Origin of the sequence: Phenylobacterium sp., assembly GCF_041920015.1 — a bacterium.
Lineage (GTDB): Bacteria > Pseudomonadota > Alphaproteobacteria > Caulobacterales > Caulobacteraceae > Phenylobacterium.
Genome location: NZ_JAYRST010000074.1, coordinates 1 through 15,715, shown reverse-complemented (window position 1 = coordinate 15,715; position 15,715 = coordinate 1). Strand labels below are relative to the sequence as shown.

Annotated in this window: 17 protein-coding genes; 9 read left to right on the top strand and 8 right to left on the bottom strand. The window is 67.6% G+C overall.

Features of this window, described 5'->3' with window-relative positions:
* Nucleotides 1–82: 82 nt before the first annotated feature.
* The 5 genes from ACE3TL_RS13600 to ACE3TL_RS13580 all read left to right on the top strand — a co-directional run bounded on the left by ACE3TL_RS13600 (nucleotide 83) and on the right by ACE3TL_RS13580 (nucleotide 5,338).
* Nucleotides 83–952, top strand: coding sequence for a PEPxxWA-CTERM sorting domain-containing protein (locus ACE3TL_RS13600; protein WP_374579219.1), 870 nt, complete (start codon nucleotides 83–85; stop codon nucleotides 950–952).
* A gap of 356 nt (nucleotides 953–1,308) precedes the next feature.
* Nucleotides 1,309–2,031, top strand: coding sequence for a PEPxxWA-CTERM sorting domain-containing protein (locus tag ACE3TL_RS13595; protein WP_374579217.1), 723 nt, complete (start codon nucleotides 1,309–1,311; stop codon nucleotides 2,029–2,031).
* 174 nt (nucleotides 2,032–2,205) lie between these two features.
* Nucleotides 2,206–3,651: a polysaccharide biosynthesis C-terminal domain-containing protein gene (locus tag ACE3TL_RS13590; RefSeq protein WP_374579216.1), complete on the top strand. Its 1,446-nt coding sequence runs from the start codon at nucleotides 2,206–2,208 to the stop codon at nucleotides 3,649–3,651.
* Nucleotides 3,648–4,577, top strand: coding sequence for a glycosyltransferase family 2 protein (locus tag ACE3TL_RS13585; RefSeq protein WP_374579215.1), 930 nt, complete (start codon nucleotides 3,648–3,650; stop codon nucleotides 4,575–4,577). The genes ACE3TL_RS13590 and ACE3TL_RS13585 overlap by 4 nt, the downstream gene beginning before the upstream one ends.
* Nucleotides 4,577–5,338 (top strand): polysaccharide deacetylase family protein, encoded by a 762-nt coding sequence (locus ACE3TL_RS13580; RefSeq protein ID WP_374579214.1) that lies wholly within the window; start codon nucleotides 4,577–4,579, stop codon nucleotides 5,336–5,338. Before ACE3TL_RS13585 ends, ACE3TL_RS13580 begins: the two co-directional genes overlap by 1 nt.
* Here the strand turns inward: ACE3TL_RS13580 and ACE3TL_RS13575 are convergent.
* The 3 genes from ACE3TL_RS13575 to ACE3TL_RS13565 are packed head-to-tail and all read right to left on the bottom strand — an operon-like array spanning nucleotide 5,335 to nucleotide 8,839.
* Nucleotides 5,335–6,594 (bottom strand): O-antigen ligase family protein, encoded by a 1,260-nt coding sequence (locus ACE3TL_RS13575; RefSeq protein ID WP_374579213.1) that lies wholly within the window; start codon nucleotides 6,592–6,594, stop codon nucleotides 5,335–5,337. The genes ACE3TL_RS13580 and ACE3TL_RS13575 overlap by 4 nt on opposite strands.
* Nucleotides 6,591–7,295 carry a sugar kinase gene (locus ACE3TL_RS13570; protein WP_374579212.1) on the bottom strand — a complete coding sequence of 235 codons (705 nt, stop codon included), beginning with the start codon at nucleotides 7,293–7,295 and terminating at the stop codon, nucleotides 6,591–6,593. Before ACE3TL_RS13570 ends, ACE3TL_RS13575 begins: the two co-directional genes overlap by 4 nt.
* 53 nt (nucleotides 7,296–7,348) lie before the next feature.
* Nucleotides 7,349–8,839 (bottom strand): GumC family protein, encoded by a 1,491-nt coding sequence (locus ACE3TL_RS13565; protein WP_374579211.1) that lies wholly within the window; start codon nucleotides 8,837–8,839, stop codon nucleotides 7,349–7,351.
* 155 nt (nucleotides 8,840–8,994) lie between these two features.
* Here ACE3TL_RS13565 and ACE3TL_RS13560 point away from each other — a divergent pair, with 155 nt between their 5' ends.
* Nucleotides 8,995–9,684, top strand: a complete 690-nt coding sequence (locus tag ACE3TL_RS13560; protein WP_374579218.1) for a polysaccharide biosynthesis/export family protein — start codon at nucleotides 8,995–8,997, stop codon at nucleotides 9,682–9,684.
* A 30-nt stretch (nucleotides 9,685–9,714) separates the two neighbouring features.
* On the opposite strand, the gene ACE3TL_RS13555 is transcribed toward ACE3TL_RS13560, so the two are convergent.
* The gene (locus ACE3TL_RS13555) at nucleotides 9,715–9,981 is read right to left on the bottom strand and encodes a sel1 repeat family protein (protein ID WP_374534382.1); all 267 of its coding nucleotides are present in this window, start codon (nucleotides 9,979–9,981) and stop codon (nucleotides 9,715–9,717) included.
* A gap of 307 nt (nucleotides 9,982–10,288) precedes the next feature.
* Here ACE3TL_RS13555 and ACE3TL_RS13550 point away from each other — a divergent pair, with 307 nt between their 5' ends.
* The gene (locus ACE3TL_RS13550; protein ID WP_374579210.1) at nucleotides 10,289–10,804 is read left to right on the top strand and encodes an RcnB family protein; all 516 of its coding nucleotides are present in this window, start codon (nucleotides 10,289–10,291) and stop codon (nucleotides 10,802–10,804) included.
* A gap of 41 nt (nucleotides 10,805–10,845) precedes the next feature.
* Here the strand turns inward: ACE3TL_RS13550 and gatB are convergent, their stop codons facing one another.
* Nucleotides 10,846–12,342 (bottom strand): Asp-tRNA(Asn)/Glu-tRNA(Gln) amidotransferase subunit GatB, encoded by a 1,497-nt coding sequence (gene gatB / locus ACE3TL_RS13545; RefSeq protein ID WP_374579209.1) that lies wholly within the window; start codon nucleotides 12,340–12,342, stop codon nucleotides 10,846–10,848.
* 122 nt (nucleotides 12,343–12,464) lie between these two features.
* Here gatB and ACE3TL_RS13540 point away from each other — a divergent pair, with 122 nt between their 5' ends.
* Nucleotides 12,465–12,782: a hypothetical protein gene (locus ACE3TL_RS13540; RefSeq protein WP_374579208.1), complete on the top strand. Its 318-nt coding sequence runs from the start codon at nucleotides 12,465–12,467 to the stop codon at nucleotides 12,780–12,782.
* 65 nt (nucleotides 12,783–12,847) lie between these two features.
* On the opposite strand, the gene gatA is transcribed toward ACE3TL_RS13540, so the two are convergent.
* Together gatA and gatC are read right to left on the bottom strand one after the other, a co-directional pair.
* Nucleotides 12,848–14,320: an Asp-tRNA(Asn)/Glu-tRNA(Gln) amidotransferase subunit GatA gene (gene gatA / locus ACE3TL_RS13535; RefSeq protein WP_374579207.1), complete on the bottom strand. Its 1,473-nt coding sequence runs from the start codon at nucleotides 14,318–14,320 to the stop codon at nucleotides 12,848–12,850.
* A 2-nt stretch (nucleotides 14,321–14,322) separates the two neighbouring features.
* Nucleotides 14,323–14,610 (bottom strand): Asp-tRNA(Asn)/Glu-tRNA(Gln) amidotransferase subunit GatC, encoded by a 288-nt coding sequence (gene gatC, locus ACE3TL_RS13530; RefSeq protein ID WP_374579206.1) that lies wholly within the window; start codon nucleotides 14,608–14,610, stop codon nucleotides 14,323–14,325.
* 78 nt (nucleotides 14,611–14,688) lie between these two features.
* Here gatC and ruvX point away from each other — a divergent pair, with 78 nt between their 5' ends.
* Nucleotides 14,689–15,162, top strand: coding sequence for a Holliday junction resolvase RuvX (gene ruvX, locus ACE3TL_RS13525; protein ID WP_374579205.1), 474 nt, complete (start codon nucleotides 14,689–14,691; stop codon nucleotides 15,160–15,162).
* On the opposite strand, the gene ACE3TL_RS13520 is transcribed toward ruvX, so the two are convergent.
* On the bottom strand, nucleotides 15,159–15,533 hold the full coding sequence (locus tag ACE3TL_RS13520) for a PilZ domain-containing protein (RefSeq protein ID WP_374579204.1): 375 nt from the start codon (nucleotides 15,531–15,533) through the stop codon (nucleotides 15,159–15,161). The genes ruvX and ACE3TL_RS13520 overlap by 4 nt on opposite strands.
* Between the last annotated feature and the right edge of the window lie 182 nt (nucleotides 15,534–15,715).

Genomic DNA, 15,715 nt, shown 5'->3' with positions numbered 1-15,715 from the left:
GCGTTTCTCGCCTTCACTGTTTGGGGACGGCGTCTGGCCGGCCTTTGCTCGGCCTGCGGGTCACAGTGATGAGGAATGGACAATGCACTTGTCGAAGCTGGCTCGCACAGCGGCGATCGCCTTGGCCCTGGGCGTGGGGCTCGGAACCGCCAGCGCCGCCCAGGCCGCCTATTTTGTACGCCCCGTCCTGCAATACAGCGGGGAAATGCAGGATGGCTTGTCTTTGAACGACAAGACCAGCGCTTCAGCCACGTTCCACGACGGCTGGTCGGCTTTCGAGGCCTATGTCGACATGAACGACGGAACCATCAAGACCTATCTGGAAATGAACGGTCCCACTGATGTCTTCGGCGGCGCGACGGGCGTCATGGGCGATCAAATCCGCTACACCGGCGACAGCGACCAAGCCGTCAGCTTCCGCTTCGACTACGACAGCCTGATCTCAGCCAATCAGTGGTATACGGGAACTCCCGAGGAATTCGACAACCGATACATCGGGATCGAGGCGCACTTCGCGATCTACGAAGCCGGCTCTGGCGCCACTTGGTCCGACTGGACGCTGTTCGGCAGCAATAGCAGCAAGGCCCTCTTCGTCGATCATGAGATAACGACGTTCCAGGATTGGCCGAGCGACTTCTCCGAATTCTACTCCGGCGGCCTCGGAATAGATCTCTACCTGACTTCGGGCAAGTCTTACGATGTCTTCGCAGCCTTCAATCTGATCGTAACGCCGGGATCTCAGATCGGGACGATCACGATGAACTCGCTGAACACCTCGACGATCGGGATCGTCGCTCCCGGCGGCAGCTTCACCTCGGAGTCGGGCGAATTCCTCGGCTTCGCCAAGACCGTCAGCGCCGTGCCCGAACCGGCTACGTGGGCGATGATGATCGCAGGCTTCGGGCTTGTCGGCTCCGCCGTCCGCCGTCGGAACGCTGTGCTCGCGGCCTGAGCCGGCGCCGATATGACGATCACGCCCCGCCGCTGGTCCATGGCGGCGGGGCGTGATCGGCTATTTGCCAGTCTGTATCGTGCAAGGGGTCATCGGACCGCTCACGATCGTCACCTTCAGTGGAATGCCAGTCATTCTGGCTCGACCATGTATCATGTTCATGATCGTCCCCTGCCTGCTGGGCGATTCCGCGACCGTCCGCCAAGCCCCGAGAACAGGTCAGCCAGCGAGGCCAAAAGAAAGAATTTATTAACCGGCGTGATCCGAACCGCCGGCGTTTCTCGCCTTCACTGTTTGGGGACGGCGTCTGGCCGGCCTTTGCTCGGCCTGCGGGTCACAGTGATGAGGAATGGACAATGCACTTGTCGAAGCTGGCTCGCACAGCGGCGATCGCCTTGGCCGTAGGGTGTATGGCGTCAGCCGCATCCGCCGCGACGACGATCGTGACCGTAAACGGCAATAACAACCCCTATCTGGCCGGTCAGGCGAATGGGGCGAGTGCGCTCGGCGATTCTGCGCCCATGCAATCGCCCACGCTGGCGCTTACCGGCTTTGCGGAAGGCAGCATCATCACCTTCAGCGCAGTGGGTGGGTTCAATTACTCCGGCGGCACCCCGGCCGCTTCCGCCGATGGCGATGGCGGGCTGGCCAATCTGGCCGCGAGCGCACTAGGCATATCGGGTGCGCAGAATGTGCATTATAATGGCCTTGTCGGTGTATTTCTGGACGACGGCGTCAATACGGGAGCGGCCCCGGCAAGCCGTAACGACGGCATAAACTTCGCTGCGATCGCACCGGAACTCTACCAGATATTTTGGATCGGCGACGGGCTGACGGGCGCCGGCACGGGGGACGTGCAGCAATTCACGGCGCCGGTCGGCGCGACCCGGCTCTTCCTCGGCTCGACCGATGGCTCTGGCTGGTTCAATAACAGCGGCGTCTCGATGGTGACGATCAACTATACACCAGCCGATGTCGCCGCCGCCGTACCCGAACCCGCCACCTGGGCCATGATGATCATGGGCTTCGGGCTCGTGGGGTCGGCCATGCGCCGCCGGAACGCCGTGCTCGCGGCCTGAACCGTCGCCGACCTGGCGAGCAGGTTCCGCCGCCAATCCGTGGCGGCGGGGCCTGCTCGCGCCCTGATGCCCGCCATCGGCGGCAACCCCTTAACGGTTTGCAACAGGTCTTCAGCGCATGCTGACCGAGTGGCGCCCTTTTGGCGCGCTTCGGACGCGCAGAAGGGCTGTTCGATGTTCTGGCGGGGCGTGATCGGCTATTTGCCGGTCCATATCGTGCAAGGGGTCGTGGGATTGCTCACGATCGTCACCTTCACGCGCCTGCTGACGCCCGCCCAGTTCGGCGACTACGCCCTGGGCTTCTCGGTGGCCAGCCTGGTCCACACAGGCGTCTTCACCTGGAACGAGGCCGCCTATGCGCGTCATTGGGCCGCCGAATCCGAGCGTGACGACGGTCGCGACCTGGCGGCGACCGCCCATCGCACCTGGCTTTTCCTGCTGGCCGTCCTGCCGCTGGCCGGGCTGATCGCCTGGCTCACGCCCTTGTCGCCGGGCCTGAAACTGGCGGTGCTTGCGGGCCTCGCCTCGGTCGTTCCACGCACCTTCGCCCGAATGGTGCAAGAGCGCCGCCGCGCCGCCGGCGAGGTGGCGGGCGCCGCCTCGATCGACCTCGTTCAGACAGCCGGCGGCTTCGCGGCCGGCGCCCTGCTGGCCCTGGCCGGCCTTGGCGGAGCAGCGCCACTGATCGGATCTGGGCTGGCCGCGGGCGCCTGCGCCGTCTGGTGTCTGCGGCCCGAACACGCCAGGACCGTCGGCGGACGGTTCGAGACCGCCCGCGCGGTTCGCCATGCGCGGTACGGCGTGCCGGTGGCGCTGTCGCTGATCCTGGCCCTGGTGCTCTCCAGCACCGACCGCTTCCTGTTGGCCGCCTTCCTCGATCAGGCCGCGGTGGGCGTCTATCACGCCGGCTACAGCCTGGCGAACCGCACCCTGGACGTGGTGTTCATCTGGCTGGGATCGGCCGGAGGCCCGGCCCTGATCATGGCGCTGGAGCGTGGCGGCCGGCCGGCCCTCGCCGAAGCTGCGCGCGAGCAGGCGGGCCTCATGCTGCTGCTCACCGTCCCGGCGGCGGTCGGCCTGGCCCTGGTCGCCGCGCCCCTGGCGCAACTGATGGTCGGGCCTGAACTGGCGCAGGGCGCAGCACAGGTCACCCCCTGGATCGCCGCCAGCGGCCTGCTGGCGGGGCTGACCACCTACTATTTCCACCAGGCCTTCACCCTGGGCCAGAGGACGATATTCCTGCTGGCGGCCATGGCGGTCCCGGCGCTTGCGAACCTCGTCCTCAATCTTCTGCTGATCCCGAGGATGGGCTTGCAGGGCGCGCTGGTCGCCACGGTGGTCAGCTACGCCGTGGGCCTGGCCGCGTCCGCGGCGCTAGGCCGGCGGCTGATGGCCCTGCCGATCCCCTGGACCACGCTCTTCCAGGTCGCGGGCGCCAGCCTCGCCATGGCCCTGGTGGTCAGCCGCATCCCAGCCATCGGCGGCCTGGCCGAACTCCTCGCCAAGGCCACGGCCGGGGCCGCGGTCTACGCCGTGCTCGTCTGCGCCCTCGACGCCGGGGGCCTACGCAGCCGCGCAGGCCAAGCCCTGCGCCAACTCCGCGCCCGGAACGCCGCATGACCGCCCAGACCGAAACCCTGTTCGACAACGCCGCCTGGCCGCAGGCCGCGCCGCGCCTCTCGGTGCTCATCCCCTTCAAGGGCGACGATCCCCTGCCCTTGCTCGCCGCCCTGGCGCTGGAGCCTTGCGCCGCCGAGATCGTGATCCTGGACGACGGCTCGGACGATCCAGCCCTGGCCGCCGAGGTCGAGGCCACCACCCGCCTGCTGCCGTTGCCGGCGCGGTTCGTGCGCCTGGCGCGCAACGAAGGCCGCTCCAAGGGCCGCAACCGCCTGGTCTCCCACGCGCGAGGGGACGCCTTCCTGTTCCTCGACAGCGACATGCTGCCCGACGACCCGCGCTTCCTGCGCCGCTGGCTGGAGCTGGTGGAGACCAGCGATCCGCCGGTCGCCTTCGGGGGTTTCTCGCTCAAGCAGGTCGAACCTCGGCCCGAGCAGGCCCTGCACCGCGCCATGGCCGCCCACAGCGACTGCCTGGACGCGGCGACCCGCGCCCTGCACCCGGAAAAGCACGTCTTCACCTCCAACCTGCTGGTGCGCCGCGACGTGTTCGACGCCGAGGCTTTCGACGAAGGCTTCGCCGGCTGGGGCTGGGAGGACGTCGAATGGGGCATGCGCGTCGCCCGCCGCTGGCCGATCCTTCACATCGAGAACCCGGCGACCCACCTCGGCCTCGACAACGCACGGACGATGGCGGCCAAGTACGAACAGTCGGCCGCCAACTTCGCGCGGGTGGTCGCCGCCCATCCGGCCGTCGTCGCCGCCTATCCCAGCTATCGCGTCGCCAAGGCCCTGAAGCGCGCGCCGCTGCGCAGGCTCTGGCGGCCGATCCTGAAGCAGTACGCCCTGGCCGAGGCCGCGCCGCTGGCCAGCCGCGCCCTGGCCATGCGCCTCTACCGCGCCGCTCTTTACGCCGAGGCCGTCTGATGTCCTACGCCGAGGCCTATGCGGCCGACAATTCCCTTTATGGCAAGCTGCGCCGCCGGACAGCGTGGATGACCCACCGCCGGCCGCTGGCGGTCGCCCCCGGCCGGCCGATGCTGTCGCTCAGCTTCGACGACGCGCCGCTGACCGCCGCGACGGCGGGCGCGGCCATCCTGGAGGCGCGAGGCCTGCGGGGCACCTTCTACGTCTCGGCGGGGCTTGCCGGAAAGGACGCGCCCATGGGCGTCTGCGCCGGTTCGGAAGACTATCGCCGGTTGGCCGCCGCCGGCCACGAACTGGCCTGCCATACCTATTCGCACCTCGACTGCGGACGGGCCTCCGGGCCTGGCGCCAAGGCCGATGTCGAACGCAACGTCGAAACCCTGGCCGCATGGGGCGCACCGACGCTGGAGAGCTTCGCCTATCCCTATGGCGACGTCGGCCCCGGCCCCAAGGCCGCCCTGGCCGGCCGCTTCTCGACCCTGCGCGCCCTGCATCACGGGATCATCGAGCGCGGCACGGACCTGAACCAGGCCCCCGCCGTGGGCATCGAAGGCCCTCCGGGCCCCGCCGCAGCCCGCCGTTGGATGGAACGCGCCAAGGCCAGGAACGCCTGGCTCATCCTCTACACCCACGACGTCGCGCCCGATCCGTCGCCCTGGGGTTGCGCCCCGGAGACCTTCGCGGCGATCATCGACGAAGCGCTGGCCGCGGGCTTCGAGATCGACACGGTCGGCGCCATCGCCCGGCGGCTGGGAATCTAGGTTCCGACCTTCTCGTCGGGCCAGACCAGCCGCGTCGCCACCATCACGAACATCGCCCAGCGAAAATCGTGATAGGTCACGGCGATGCTCTCGGTGAGCGTCATCAGGCCGTAGACGATCAGGAGCGGCACGGCGAGATAGGCGCCCGGGCTGCGGAACAGGGCCACCGCCGCCAGCACGACCGTCTGCAGGAACATCATGCCGAAGGCGGCCAGGCCGAACACGCCCATGCCCAGCCATTGCTCGATCCATCCGCTGTGGGCGTGGATCGGCGTGAATCCCGCATCCTTGACGATCCAGGCCAGGGGGGTCCAGGTCCCCTTCGTCTCCCAGACCACGCCGTAGCCGAAGCCGGTCCAGGGGCGCAGCTCGACCTGCCGCATGGCGGCCGCCCAGATCTTGGTGCGTCCGGTCAAGGTGGCGTCCTTGCCCAAGAGCTCGAAGACGAGGTCGGCGGCGAACAGCAGCACGCCGGCCAGCATGGCCACGCCCAGCACGGCCAGCCAGACGGTCGCCACGCCCGAGGCCGGATGACGGCGCACCAGCGCCACCAGCATGACGCCCCCCGCCCCCAGCATCAGCGACACCAGCGACGTCTTGGACGTCGACATCAGGACGAGGAAGAGCGCCAGCGCCGCGAACCCCAGCCATATGGGCGCGCGCCGGGGGTTGAGCGCCGCGGCGGCCAGCAGGATGGTGAAGCCCAGGGCCATGTTGCCGCCCAAGGCGTTCTTTTCAGGCCACACCCCGCGCCAGGCGCCGGGGAACAGGTCGTGCATCACGCCGATGGAAGGCGCCGCCAGGGAGACCAGCAGCGCCACGACGGTTAGAAACGCAAAACAGCCGCCCAGCACCTCGCTCAGCTCGCTCCAGCGATAGCGAACCGCGAGCAGCACAGCGCCCAGGGTGGTGAAGCCGAGGGCGATGGCCCGTCGCAAGGTCTGGTCGGGCGCGATCGACCAGGCGGCGGACAAGGCGGCGATCAGCAACAGCATGACCAGGAAGGGCTGGCGAGCCAAGGCGCCGAGCGTGGCGCCGGGCGAGAGCGCAAAGAGCAGCAGCGCCGCGCCATAGGCCGGCAGATAGAGCGCGCGGACCAGGCCCGAGGCGGCCGGATTGCCAGCGTCCCCAAGCAGCGGAAAGACCCAGAACTGGCTGTAGATCAGGAAGATCGCCGCAGCGGCGGCGAGGGTCAGCAGCCGCCAAGCTGTCCAGCGGTGCGCCGCCGGCGCCGCACCCGCCAGGGCCTGGGTCACGGCAGAAGAGTCCGCAGGAACCCGGGCGTCTCGACCCGGCTGCGATTGAGGAACAGGCCGGTTACATGCCCGCCCGCCGCCTTGACCGCGTCCCGAAGCTGGGCCGGCGCACGCACGTCGGCCTGGTCGGCGGCCACCACCAGCACGATCTGGTCCATGAAGGGCGCGACCGTCAGGCCCGCCCTGGAGCGTTCAGGCGCGGGGCTGTCGACGATAATCACCTCGGCGAACCGGCGCAGGGCGTTCCAGTAGTCGGCCGTGGGCGTCAGATGCACGCTCTGGCGGCCGACGAGCTGTTCGCGGCGGAAACGCGTGACCCACCAGCGCGCGGCCCCCACCCGATAGGCGCACAGATAGTTGGCGTCGGGCCAGGGTTCGCCCTGCGGCGTGCGCGCTGGAGGATGGACGGTGAAGAAGGCCGAGCCGTCCGGACTGGCCTGGACCGGGCCGGAGAGTTCGCCATAGCGCTGCGCCTCTGCGGTCAAGGCCCCATATTGCGGCGCGGCCATCAGGTCGAGATCGACCAGCCACACCGAACGCCCGGCCCGCCGAGAGACGTGATTGGCCAGTTCACGCGCGACGGTGGAGACGCCCTCGCCCCGGCGCGCGGCAGTGACCTGAATCACCCGCGAACGGCCAGCCGGAGACGACCCACCGAGGGACGCCCACAGCTCGGCCATCTCGGAACTCAGATCGACCATGACTCGAATCGCCGCCCACGCAGTTGCGGCAGGCTAACGCAAACTTGGCCGATCTACTGCGTCTTCAGCGCCGCCGCGCCGAGGACCGGCAGGTCGAGCGTGCGCGCGGCCGAATGCGGCGTCGGCAGGCCCGGCCGAAGGAACATGCAGAGCAGGCCCGCGCAAAGCGACGAGAAGCCGGCGAACAGGAAGGCCAGCATCACAACGGGCTTGCGGAGGCTCTTGCCCTTGGTCGGGGCGATCGCCCGCTGGACGATGCGGATATTGTCGTTGGACTTGGCGGCGATCTCCTGGGCGGCTCGGCTCTGCTCCTCCTTCACCGTGAAATCGCGGACGCTGGCCTGGAGCACGTCGCGATCGAGAGAGAGCTGCTGGAACCGCGGCTCCAGCTCGGCCAGCCGCAGCCGCCGTTCGGTCAGGCGCTCGATCTGCCCGGCCAGTTCGGCCTGCGACTGGCGCAACGCCGAGACTTCGGAGGTCAACTGGATCTTCTCGGTCTGCAGGGTCTGATGGACCGGGTTCAAGCCGATCCGACGGCCGCCGTCGCCCTGGGCGCGCCCCGCCGCGATACCCGCTTCCAGTTGTGCGATCTGGGCGTCCAGTTCCTGAACCGGCCGAGCGTCGGCGCGATAGCGTGACAGCAACTCCTCCCGCTGCAGCTTGAGCGTGACGAGTTTCTCCCCTGGGGCGCTGGAGACGTCGCGATAGAGGCGGATCTCCGGCGCGACCTGGGCAAGCTGGCTATTCAGGGTCGTCAGCCGTCCAAGACGGTCCTGAAGCTGCGCATCGGTCTGATACTTCTGTTGCTCGATCTGCGCCTGAAGTTGGGACAGCGAAGCCTTCTCGGCGACGAAATCGCCAATCCGATTGCTGGTCAGGAAGTCCTCATAGGCCGCATCGGCCCGGGCCAGGCGGTCTTCGAACAGCTTGCGCTGCTGTTCCAGCGCGGGCGAACTCGGATCGAGCAGCACCGTCCGCCGATAGATCAGGTACTCTTCGAGCAAGGTGTTGAGGATCAGCGCCGCCGCCTGGGGATCGGTGTGGGAGAAGCCGACCCGGACCACCGGGGTGTCCGGCGCCGTCTCGATCTTCAGCCCCTGCTCCACGGCCCGAACCGCCAGGGCCATGATCGTCTTCTTTTCAGCCGGCGAGGCCTTGGCGTATTTCTCGGCCAGTTCGGGATAGGTGCGCGAAAGGCCCAGGCGTTCGATCACCCGCTGCTTCAGGGCCCCTGCCCCCAGAATCTCGGTCTCAGACTGAATCACCTGATCGGAATCAAGGACCGCGCCACGGCCGGCGTCGCCGGCGCGCGGCTCGTAGACATATTCCTGGCCCAGCCGGACCAGGACGCTGGAATAGGCTTCGTACTTGGTCTTCATGGTCAGGGCGGCTGCAACGCCCAGCGCGAAGATCACCGCGAATACCGCCAGCATTAGGTAGCGTTCGCGCCAGAGCAGGATCGGGAAGTCGATCAGGGCGTAGCGCGGGCGGGCGGACCAGCCGCTCGCCTCCTGCGTTCCAAAAGCCCAAGCGCCCTGCGCCACGTGCGAATCCTGCGCTTCACCCTGTCGCGCTAAGCTGCGCGGGCGCAATTAACGATCCGTTACCCATTCTCCTTAACCTTTGCGCCATGCTTGGAGCCCGCCCCCGCATCATCGGCCTGATCGCCGGCGCCGCCGCGACGCTGGGCGGATGCGCCATGCCGACGATCGCGCCGCGCGACCTGATGGGCCGCTGGCAGGAGCCCGCGCCGAGGCCGGCGGGTCAGGCGTTCGCCGACATCCCCTATGCGAGTTGGACGGATGACGAGCCGGACTATCGATTCTTTCCGGGCGACGAACTGGAAGTCTCGGTTCCGTCGGCTCCGGAGCTTTCGAAATCCGTGACCGTGCAGCCGGACGGCCGGATCGCCCTGCCGTTGATCGGCACGGTCATGGCCGCCGACCGTACGGTTCCCGACCTGGAGGCGGCGGTCGCCCAGGCCTATGCGAGCCAGCTTCTGCGGCCGCAGGTGGACATCACGGCCAAGGCCGCGCCGCTCAAGGTGTTCGTGGGGGGCGAGGTCGGCAATCCCGGGGTCGTCGACCTGACCGGCGACGGCGACGCCCTGCGCGCAGTCATTCAGGCCGGCGACTTCAAGACCAGCGCCGACCGCAGCGAAGTCTACATCATCCGCCGCGGCCCTGACGGACGCGGCATGATCCGCAAGGCGAACCTGTTGCGGGGCCTGCGCGACGGGCGGGCCGACCTGGTGCCGCTACGGCGCTTCGACATCGTCTACGTGCCGCGCAGCGGCGCCTCGGAGGCGGGGCTGTTCATGCAGCAGTACTTCCGCGACCTGCTGCCGATCCCGTTCAGCTACGCCCTGGGCGGCCAGACCTTCCAGTAGTCGGGCCAGCAGCCGGGTCCATGGCCCCGTTCAGCCGTGGGCCAGCCATTCGCGGGCCTGACGCTGGGCTTCGGCGACGTCTTCGGACGCCATCTCCTGGCTCAGTTCCTTGCGATACAGCTTGGCTTCCACCGAGCCGCGCATGGCCGCCAGATTGAACAGCATGTGCGCCGACACATAGTCCAGCGGCGCGCCGCCCTGGCCGGTCGAATACAGCAGGCCCAGCTTGAACAGTTCGTCCCCCGAAGCTTCCGCACTGGGAAGCGGCAGTCCGACAGTTTCCACGCTCGTGAGCATGACGTTTGGTTCCCTAGCCCCGTCGCTCGCCCGTTCTGGGCGTCTTTCCCGACGTTCCTGAAGCTAGGTAAGTCGACCGCGACTAAAGATAGGGTTAATCCCGAAAATAGATCGATCGAAGCGCAATTACTGTGACTATTCGAGTTTTTTACTGAGCGGAAACCTCCGTATCCGGCGAGTTAATTCGCCTCCCCCTTCGCCGCTGGCGACATCGCTCCGCTGACGGGGTTGTTCAGGTCAAGTTCAGGCTGGGCGGTAGAGATTGCGCAGCAAGGGACACGAAATTCTGGAGCCAGGAAGCCCCGCCATGAAACGCCTTATCCTGAGCCTCGCCACGGCCGCGGCGGTCGCCGCTCCGCTGGCGTTCACCGCCACCAGCGCCGCCGCCGACGATCGTCGCGGCCGCCATGAGCAGCGCTGGGATCGCCAGGAGCACCGACAGGACCGCTGGGGTCGTCGGGATGACCGCCGCGACGACCTCTGGGATCGTCGCGACAACCGCTGGAACGGCCGCAACGATGGCTGGAGCCGCAGCGGCCCGAGTTGGGACCGCGGCCGCCATAACGGCTATTACTACAACAACCGCTGGTATTACGGCCCGCCGCCGCAAGCCTATTACGGCAGTCCAGCCTACCGGCCCGGCTATACGGCCTGGCGGCGCGGCGCGCATCTTCCGCCCTACTACCGTGGCTATGTCGTGAACGATTACTACCGCTATCACCTGCGCCAGCCGCCGCGCGGCTATGCCTGGTATCGGGTCGGCGACGACTATCTTCTGGCGGCGATCGCCAGCGGCGTCATCTTCGACATCATCACCAACTAGCCCTGAAACAGAAACGCCCCGGATTGCTCCGGGGCGTTTTGCTATTCGAGGCCCAGCTTGGCCTTGAGAAGCTGGTTGACCGCGCCCGGATTGGCCTTGCCGCCGGTCGCCTTCATCACTTGGCCGACGAACCAGCCGATGGCCTGGGGCTTTTCCTTCACGGCCGAGGCCTGGCCCGGGTTCGCCGCGATCAGGTCTTCGATGATCTTCTCCAGCGCGCCGGTGTCGGAGACCTGCTGCAATCCTTGCTTCTCGACGATCTCGCGTGGCGCGCCCTCGCCGGCCCACATGCGCTCGAAGACGTCCTTGGCGATCTTGGAGGAGATGACGCCCTCCTCGATCAGCGCCACCAGTTCGGCGATGGCGGCCGGCTGCAAGGGGCTCGCCTCGATGGAAAGCCCGTCGGCGGTCAGCTTGGCGGCCAGGTCGTTGGTCACCCAGTTGGCGGTCAGCTTGGCGTCACGCCCCTTGGCCGCGGCCTCGAAGAAGTCGGCGCGGGCCTGTTCGGTGATCAGGACCCCGGCGTCATAGGCCGACAGGCCGTACTGCGACTGCAACCGGGCCTTCTTGGCGTCCGGCAATTCCGGCAGCGAGGCTTCGATCGCCTTCACCCAGGCCGGGTCCAGTTCGAGCGGCAGCAGGTCGGGATCGGGGAAGTAGCGATAGTCGTGCGCCTCTTCCTTCGAACGCATCGAACGGGTCTCGCCCTTGTTCGGGTCGAACAGGCGGGTCTCCTGGTCGATCTTGCCGCCGTCCTCGAGGATTTCGATCTGTCGGCGCGCCTCGTATTCGATGGCCTGCTGGATGAAGCGATACGAATTGACGTTCTTGATCTCGCAGCGCGTGCCCAGGTGGCTGAAATCGCCGCTCTCGCGGAACTTCTCGTAGGCGCCGGCGCGGCAGACCGAGACGTTCACGTCGGCGCGCAGGTTGCCCTTCTCCATGTCCCCGTCGCACGCGCCCAGATAGACGAGGATGGTGCGCAGCTTCTTCACATAGGCCGCGGCCTCGGCCGACGAGCGCATGTGCGGGCGCGAGACGATCTCCATCAGCGCGGTGCCGGCGCGGTTCAGGTCGACATAGGTGGCGTTCGGGTCCTGGTCGTGCAGGCTCTTGCCGGCGTCCTGCTCCAGGTGCAGGCGCTCGATGCCGACGGTCACGGTCGCGCCGTCGTCCATCTCGACGATGACCTCGCCCTCGCCGACGATCGGGTCCTTGAACTGGCTGATCTGATAGCCCTGCGGCAGGTCCGGATAAAAATAGTTCTTCCGGTCGAAATGGCTCTTCAGATTGATCTGCGCCTTTAGGCCGAGGCCGGTGCGGACAGCCTGCTCGACGCAGTGCTTGTTGATGACCGGCAGCATGCCGGGCATGGCCGCGTCCACCAGCGAGACCTGCTCGTTGGGCCTGGCGCCGAATCCCACCGCCGCGCCCGAGAACAGCTTGGCGTTGGAGGCGACCTGGGCGTGAACCTCCAGGCCCAGAACCACTTCCCATTGGCCGGTGCGGCCGGTGATCAGCTTCGACGTATCGGTCATGGCGCGTTCCTAGCGCCGCCCGCGGGAAAGCGGAAGCCGGGCGGTGGGAAATCCCTTGCACGATCTTCCGATCTGACGCTGGAATTCAGCGCCTCCGACCTGGGGGCGCAGGAAACGCACACATGAAGAAGACCATCACCGCCGGCCTGGTCGGCCTTTCCCTGTCGTTCGGCGCGCTCGCAGCAGCGCCGGCCCTGGCCCAGGACGCCCATGGCGACCACGCCGCCGCCCTGTCGGCGGAGAACACGCCCATCGTCGACATCGCCGCCAAGCCGGAAGGCAAGGCCGCACTGGACAAGAACCTGCCGGGCCTAACGACCCACGAGGCCTACGACCAGTTCAAGAGCATGAGCCTGAAGCAGGTCCAGCCGCTGAGCGGCGGCGCGATCACCGACGATCAGATCAAGGCGCTGCAGGCCGACCTGGACAAGCTGAAATAGGAGATCCGGAGTTCAGCCGGACGAGAAACCCCCGCCCTTCCGGACGGGGGTTTTGCATTTGCGGCCTACCACCAGCGGGCAGGCTTGGCCTTGAAGTCCGCGGCCTTTTCGATGGCGCCGCCGATGGAGAACAGCGTCCCCTCGTCCAGCGCCTTGCCGATCAGTTGCAGGCCGAGCGGCAGGCCCTTGGCGTCAACGCCAGCCGGGATGCTCATGCCCGGCAGGCCGGCCAGGTTCACGGTCACGGTGAAGATGTCGTTCAGGTACATCGCCACCGGATCGTCGGCGTTCTCGCCCAGGGCGAAGGCCGCCGAGGGCGCGGTCGGGGTCAGCAGGGCGTCGACCTTCTGGAAGGCCTGGTCGAAGTCGTCGGCGATGCGGCGGCGGACCTTCAACGCCTTGACGTAATAGGCGTCGTAATAGCCGGCCGAGAGCACATAGGTCCCGATCAGGATGCGGCGCTTCACCTCGGCCCCGAAGCCGGCCGCGCGGGTGTTCTCGTAGGTCTCGGTCAGGTTGCCGCCGTCGACGCGCAGGCCATAGCGCATGCCGTCATAGCGGGCGAGGTTCGAGGAAGCCTCGGCCGGCGCGACGATATAATAGGCCGGCAAGGCGTACTTGGTGTGCGGCAGGGAGACCTCGACGATCTCGCAGCCGGCCTCCTTGAGCCAGGCGATCCCCTGCTCCCACAGCTTCTCGATCTCGGGCGGCATGCCGTCGACGCGGTATTCCTTCGGAATGCCAATGCGCAGGCCCTTCACCGACTTGCCGACGAAGCTCGGGAAATCGGGGGTCTCGATGTCCAGGCTGGTCGAGTCCTTCGGATCGTGGCCCGACATCGACTTCAAGAGGATGGCGGCGTCCTCGACGGTCTTGGCGATCGGGCCGGCCTGGTCGAGCGAGGAGGCGAAGGCCACCACGCCCCAGCGCGAGCAACGCCCATAGGTCGGCTTGATCCCGACCGTGCCGGTGAAGGCGGCCGGCTGACGGATCGAACCGCCAGTGTCGGTCGCTGTCGCGCCCAGGCAGAGGTCGGCCGCCACCGCCGCGGCCGAGCCGCCGGACGACCCGCCCGGAGTCAGCTTGGCGTCGGAGCCCTGGGCGCGCCAGGGGTTGGCCACCGGACCGAAGGCCGAGGTCTCGTTCGAAGAGCCCATGGCGAACTCGTCGAGGTTCAGCTTGCCCAGCATCACCGCCCCGTCGCGCCACAGATTGGCCGTGACGCTCGATTCGTAGGTCGGGACGAAGTTCCCCAGGATGTTCGAGCAGGCCGTGGAGCGGACGCCCTCGGTGCAGAACAGGTCCTTGATCCCCAGGGGCGCGCCGTCCAGCGCGCCGGCCTCGCCCTTCGCGCGGCGGGCGTCGGAGGCCTTGGCCATCTCGAGGGCCTTTTCCGGCGTCTCCAGGACGAAGGCGTTCAGCGGCTTGGCCGCGGCGACGGCCTCGACATGGGCCTTGGTCAGCTCTTCGGAGGAGAACGACTTGTCGGCCAGTCCGTCCAGAGCGGCCTTCAAGGTCAAGGAGGTGAGCGAGGTCATGACTATTCCACCACCTTCGGCACGACGAAGAAGCCGTCCACGGTCCGCGGGGCGTTCGAGAGCACGCGCGCCGGGTCGCCGCCGTCGGTGACCACGTCCTCGCGCATAGGCAGGGCGACGGCCACGGCGGAGGTCATCGGCTCCACGCCGTCGGTATCCACTTCGCCAAGCTGTTCGATCCAGGTCATGATCCCGGTCAGCTCCTTGGCGAGCGTCTCCAGCTTCTCCTCGGGCTCGGCGATCCGCGCGAGCCTCGCGACCTTACGAACGGTCGCAACGTCGATGGCCATGGGGCCCTCCTAATGGTTCGAGCCTGGGGTTAGCCGCGTGGGCCTCCCTTTGACAAGCGATGACCGCTAAGAAGCGGCATGGCCGTCGTCGATCTGACCGAACTTCCCGCCCTCCTGCCTCGTCATTGCGCCCTGATGGGCCTGGACCTGGGGGAGAAGACCATCGGCGTCGCGGTGTCGGACGTGACACGCATGGTCGCCACCCCGCTCGAGCTGATCCGCAAGACCAAGTTCACGGCCGAGGCGAACCGGCTGCTCGCCCTGATCGACGAGCGCACGATCGGCGGCGTCGTCATCGGCCTGCCGATCAACATGGACGGCACGGAAGGCGTGCGTTGCCAGTCCAACCGCGCCTTCGCCCGCAATCTGCTGCGGTTGCGCGACCTGCCGATCGCCTTCTGGGACGAACGGATGTCGACCATGGCGGTCAACCGCTTCCTGATCGACGAACTGGACGCCAGCCGCGCCAAGCGCGCGGGCCTGGTCGACCAGATGGCGGCCGGATGGATCCTTCAGGGCGCGCTGGACCGGCTGCGCTCGCTGGAAGCCTAGCCCAAGACCGAAATGCGAATCTGCCGCAGGGTTTCGCCCAGGTCGTCCTGCGGCTGGTCCAGATCGTAGGTCCGCACGATCCGCACCCCGATTTCGGGCGCGCGCGACCAGGCGACCTCGACGTCGCGCGCCATGCCGGTGACCAGGTCAAGCACGCAGAAGCTGAGGGACGCGGCCTCCTCGCCGGGAACGCTCAGCCGCAGCCCGCCCAGCGAGCGGTCGATGATGACGCAAGGCCGCCGGCGGCCGTCCGCCTCCACGATCAGCGCCGGCAGCAGCACCTGCTCACGCGGATTGGCGCGTCGCTCCAGCCCGCCGCTGGCTCGCGACCAGCGTTCCGTCGTCGCCGAAGTCGTGCCAGGCAGGCTCATCGATCGCTCCAGTCTCGCTGATACGACAGTTATGCTGAGTCAGCGGCCCGCCGACAATCCACCGCGCATCGCGACCGCCCTGCGAACGACCCTTGGCGCCCGTACCGGCCTCGCCTATGAGGGCGCTTTAATGAATACGCCCCCTACCGGCCTGAACGACGTCCTCGGCAGGACCTTCCCCA